The sequence below is a fragment of the Gemmatimonadota bacterium genome, assembly GCA_039715185.1.
Taxonomy (GTDB): domain Bacteria; phylum Gemmatimonadota; class Gemmatimonadetes; order Longimicrobiales; family RSA9; genus DATHRK01.
Genome location: JBDLIA010000140.1, coordinates 1 through 5,064, shown reverse-complemented (window position 1 = coordinate 5,064; position 5,064 = coordinate 1). Strand labels below are relative to the sequence as shown.

General features: G+C 70.2%; 3 protein-coding genes. All 3 read left to right on the top strand.

Going from position 1 to position 5,064, the window contains the following annotated elements; all coding sequences use genetic code 11:
* A partial coding sequence (locus ABFS34_15680) for an aminotransferase class V-fold PLP-dependent enzyme (protein ID MEN8376869.1) occupies window positions 1–879 on the top strand: 879 nt, incomplete at its 5' end.
* A complete protein-coding gene (locus ABFS34_15675) occupies window positions 876–2,267 on the top strand; it encodes a sodium-dependent transporter (GenBank protein MEN8376868.1) in 1,392 nt (463 codons plus the stop codon). The genes ABFS34_15680 and ABFS34_15675, both read left to right, overlap by 4 nt.
* A gap of 160 nt (window positions 2,268–2,427) precedes the next feature.
* Window positions 2,428–5,064 (top strand): zinc-dependent metalloprotease (locus ABFS34_15670; protein MEN8376867.1); only part of this gene is annotated, 2,637 nt, incomplete at its 3' end.

The window sequence follows — 5,064 nt, the reverse complement described above, 5'->3', positions numbered from 1 at the left end:
GTGAGCTCGGTCGCGGAGTTTCCGACGGTGGCGCACGTGTGGCTGGCGCAGGAGCGGCGCGGCGCTCGGGTGCACCAGATAGAAGCGCCGGCGGGCACCATCGACGTGGGCGCCTACGTGGACGCGATCGACGAGCGCGCGCGCATCGTGTCGATCCCCCTGGGCCTCTACCTGACCGGCCACATGCCCGACGTGGCTCCGGTCGTGGAGCGGGCCCGGGCGGTGGGGGCGCTGGTCTTCTGCGACGCGTACCAGGTCGCGGGGGCCCGCTCCGTGGACGCGCCGGCGCTGGGGGTGGACGTGCTGGCCTCCGGGTGCGTGAAGTACCTGCTGGGCACCGCGGGCATCGCTTTCGCCTACGTACGCCCGGAGGCGTGGGCCTCCATGGAACCGGCCGTCACCGGTTGGTTCGGGCGGAGCGAGCCGTTCGCGTACGACCCGCGCCGCCTGGACTGGGCCGACGGGGCTCGCCGCCTGGACACGGGCACTCCCCCCATCCTGCCCGCCTACGTGGCGCGCGCGGCGCTGGACGAGCTGAGTGCCCTCGGCATGGCGCAGGTGGGCGAATGGACCGCGGCGCTCGCCGAGGCGACCAGGACCGGCGCCGCCGAGCGGGGCCTCTCGGTGCTGGCGGCGCCTCGACCAGGCGCTCCCCACACGCCCACCACGTCCGTGCTGTGTCACGACGTCCGGGGCGGTTCGGCGGGCGTAGAGGTCTCGCTGCGCGAGCGGGGGGTCCTCGCCTCCGCGCGGGGCCCCGTGATCCGGCTGTCACCCCACGCCTACAACACGCTCGACGAGGTGGACGTGGCGCTGGACGCGCTCGCCGACCTGCTGATCGGCGCGCCCCGGGGCGCGAGCGCGACCCCACCCGCGTGACCGACGGCGCCACGAGCGGCCCGGGCGGCGTCGAGCCGGGCGGGGCAGGGGCCACCGAGCGCCGCACGCTGTTCAGCTCCCGCGCCGCGGCCGTCATGGCCACCGTCGGGGTCGCCATCGGGCTGGGGAACTTCTGGCGCTTTCCGTACCTGGCCGGGCGCTTCGGCGGCGCCGCCTTCGTCGCCTTCTACGTGCTGTGCGTGGTGGCGATCGGTGTGCCCGCGGTGATGGCCGAATGGACCCTCGGCCGCGAGACGCGACGCGGTCCGGTAGGCGCGTACGCGCGGGCGGGGCTGCCCTTCGGGCGCGCCGCCGGCTGGTTCTTCTTCGTCGTGGTCGCCGCCGCCATGGCGTACTACTCGGTCGCCGTCGGCTGGGTGCTCGCGTTCGCCGTCGGCCAGGCCGGCGCTGTGATCGGCGCCCGACTCGATGCGGCGGCGGTGCTTCCCCCGGACGCGGGCTTCGAGGCCCGCTCCCTCGCGCTGCAGGTGATCGCCAGCGGGGTCGTTCTGGTCGCCGCGGCCGCGGTCGTCGCGAAGGGGCTCCGCGCGGGCATCGAGCGCGCCAGCCGTCTGCTGGTCCCGGCCCTGGGCGCGATCCTGCTGCTGGTCATCGTCAGATCGCTTACTCTGCCCGGTGCTGGCGCAGGGCTCTCCTGGTACCTGTTCAAGGTCGACTGGTCGGGGCTTACCGGCAGGGCGATGGCCGCGGCGCTCGGACAGGCGATCTTCTCCCTGTCGCTCGGCGGCACCTTCATGGTGGTCTACGGTTCCTACATGAACCACGACGTGGACCTGCGATCCAGCGCCGTTTGGCACGCCTTTGCGGATACCGGGGCCGGTCTTCTGGCCGGCCTGGCCATCTTCCCGGCGGTGTTCGCGCTGGGCCTGGAGCCGGACAGCGGCCCCGGCCTCATCTTCGACACGCTGCCGCGCGTCTTCGACGCGATGCCGGGCGGCGCGCTCTTCGGGCTGCTGTTTTTCCTGGCGCTGCTCCTGGGGGCGTTCCTGGCCGACGTCGCCGCGCTCGAAGTGCTCGTCGCGGGCCTCACCGACACGCTGGGGATCGATCGCCGGCGGGCCGTGCGCATCTGCCTCGCGATCGTGTTCGTCCTGGCGGTCCCGCCCATGATCAGCATGCGCATTTTCGTCCCCTGGGACCTGGCCTTCGGCTCGGGCGTGCAGACGTTCGGGGCCCTGCTGGCGGTGGTGACGGTGGGGTGGTGCCTGAGCCGCGCGCGCGCGCTGTCGCACATAGCCGCCGCGGACTCGCGGGCGAGCGGGCGATTCCTGCTTTTCTGGCTGCGCTTCGTGGTGCCGGCCGGCATCCTGCTGGTGTGGATCTGGTGGGCGCTCACGGATCTGCTGGGGGTCGTCACGGCAGCGTAGCGGCCTGTTCTACTGGTGCCCCCACTGAGGCCCGTCGTACTATGATCCCACGAAACGTTAACGCTTCGGACACAGACTACCCACGCGGCACCTCGACACCCGCAGCGAGCGCCCTGGATAAGGATCCGTTCACCACGTGCATCCCACGGGAGAGAGTACCATGAGGTCTATCCCACGCCCCGCGTTCGCCGGCGTCGTCCTGTTCCTGGTGGCCTGTGGCGGCGGCTCCGCGCCCGCCCAGCCGTCACCCCAGGAGGCGGCGGCCAAGGACAGCCCGTTCAAGCCGTATTCAGAAGTGCTCAAGGACACGGAGGCCCACGAGGGGCTCTTCAAGACCCACGTCAAGCGCGACAACACGCTCTTCATGGAGATCGCGCCGGAGCAGCTCGATACCGACTTCGGCATGGTCATCCACTACTCGAAGGGCGTCGGGGTCTACAACGCACACGACGGGCTGCCTCGCAGCGGCGCGCAGCTAATGCGCTTCGAGCGCCATGGGGACAAGCTCTACCTGGTGCACAGGAACACCCGCTTCACGGCCGATGCCGGCTCGGCGATGCTGAATTCGCTCGAGGACAACGTCGGGCACTCCATCGTGGCGGCTTTCGACGTCAAGGCGCAGGAAGACTCGACCGAAGCCCTGGTGATCGACGTCACGAGCTTCTTCGTGTCGGACTACACCAATATCGGCAACAACCTGAAGCGCTACTACGGCAACAAGCCGGTGTCCTTCGACAAGGGGCGCAGCTACCTGTCGACCGTGATGGCATTCCCGGAGAACGTGGAGATCGACGCCGCGCTGACGTTCAAGGCGAACGACCCGCCGGTCGCCTCGCGCGGCGCGGGCGTGTCCGACTTCCGGTCGATCCCGATCGGCGTGCGGTACTCGCTATTCGCGCTTCCCGAGGAGCCGATGATGCCGCGCGTAGCCGACGACCGCGTCGGGCACTTCCTCACCGCCATGCGGGACTTCTCGCGCGACCGCGAGCCGACGCCGATGGTGCGCTTCGTGAACCGCTGGAGGCTGGAGAAGGCCGATCCGACGGCGGCAGTGTCCGAGCCCGTCGAGCCGGTCGTCTACTACATCGACCGGAGCGTGCCCGACGAGTACCGGGGGTACGTGCGTGACGGCATCGAGGCCTGGAACAAGGCGTACGAGGCCGCGGGATTCCGCAACGCGATCGTGGCGAAGGACGCGCCCGACGACCCGGACTGGAGCGCCGAGGACGCGCGCTATTCGACCGTGCGGTGGACCGCGGCGCACGAGATGGGCTACGCGATAGGACCCTCGCAGGTCGACCCGCGCACGGGGGAGATCCTGAACGCGGACATCCTGATTTCTTCGATATTCGTGACCGGCTGGGCCAACGAGTACGCCCAGCAGATCGGGCCGCTGGCGCTGGCAGGAACCGAAGCGGCCGCGGCCGCGCCGTTCACCGGCGGCCTCTGGGGCCGCATGGCCGAGGCGCAGGCGTACACGCGGTCGCTGCCCGGTCACATCGCCGAGTACGTCTGCCTGGCCGAGATGGGCAAGGCGCACCAGCTCGGCTTCCAGCACGCGGCCATGGCCGCGCTGGGCCGCATCGACGGCACCTCGCCCATGCCCGACGCCCACCTGGCCGAGATGCTGAAGGACCTCATCATGCACGAGGTGGGGCACACGCTGGGCCTGCGCCACAACTTCCGCGCGTCCTCGGCGATCTCCTGGGACAAGCTGAACGACAAGCAGTACACGCGCGAGAACGGCCTGGCGGTGTCCGTGATGGACTACAACCCCGCCAACATTCAGGCCGACGAGAGCGAGCAGGGCTTCTACTCGATGGTCGAGGTGGGCTCTTACGACGTGTGGGCAATCCGCTACGCCTACACGCCGATCTACGAGGACGAGGGCAAGGGCGCACTGTCGGGCACCGACCCCGTGGCCAACCCTGAGGACGAGCGCGATGTGTTGCTGGCCATCGCGAGCGAGGCGACCAAGCCTCTGCACGCCTACAACACCGACGAGGACACGCACCTCGGACCACTGGGCGTGGACCCCTATAGCAACACGTGGGACCTGAGCGCCGACCCCCTGGCGTACGCCCGGGACCGCGCCGATCTCGTGGCGCGCATCTACCCGGAGATGGAGGACCGCCTGATCGGCGAGCACGACGGCTATCAGCGTCTCCGTTCGGCCGTTCCGGGGCTCATCTTCGAGCGCTGGCAGGCGCTGGTGCCGGTCACCAAGATGATCGGCGGGTCGGAGTTCTTCCGTCACCACCGCGGCGACCCGGACGCCAAGTCTCCGTTCGTGCCGATTCCGGAAGAGCGCGAGCGTGAGGCCCTGGCGCTGATCATCGACCAGGCGTTCGCGCCGGGCGCGTTCGAGATCGCTCCCGAGGTGCTCAACAAGCTCCCGCCCAATCGCTACTCCGACTGGACCGCCAACCGGAATCCGCCGGTCGACTACCCGATCCACGGCACCGTCGGCTTCGTGCAGGGCAACCTGCTGTCGCAGCTCATGCACAACGGTCGCCTGATCCGCATGATCGACAACGAGGTGCGCGTGGCCGACGGCGAGGGCACGCTGACGGTGGCCGAGCTGTTCGACGAGCTGACCCGCGGCATCTGGACCGAGGCGGGCTGGAACGGCCGCGCCGCGCGCAACGTGGACAGCTTCCGCCGCAACCTGCAGCGCGCCCACCTGGAGCAACTGGTAACCAAGCTGCTGGATCGCCGCGCGGGAGCGCCGTCGGCGTTCAACCCGCGTACGCCCGAGGACGCGCGCTCGCTGGCGCGCTACGAGCTGTCCCGGCTG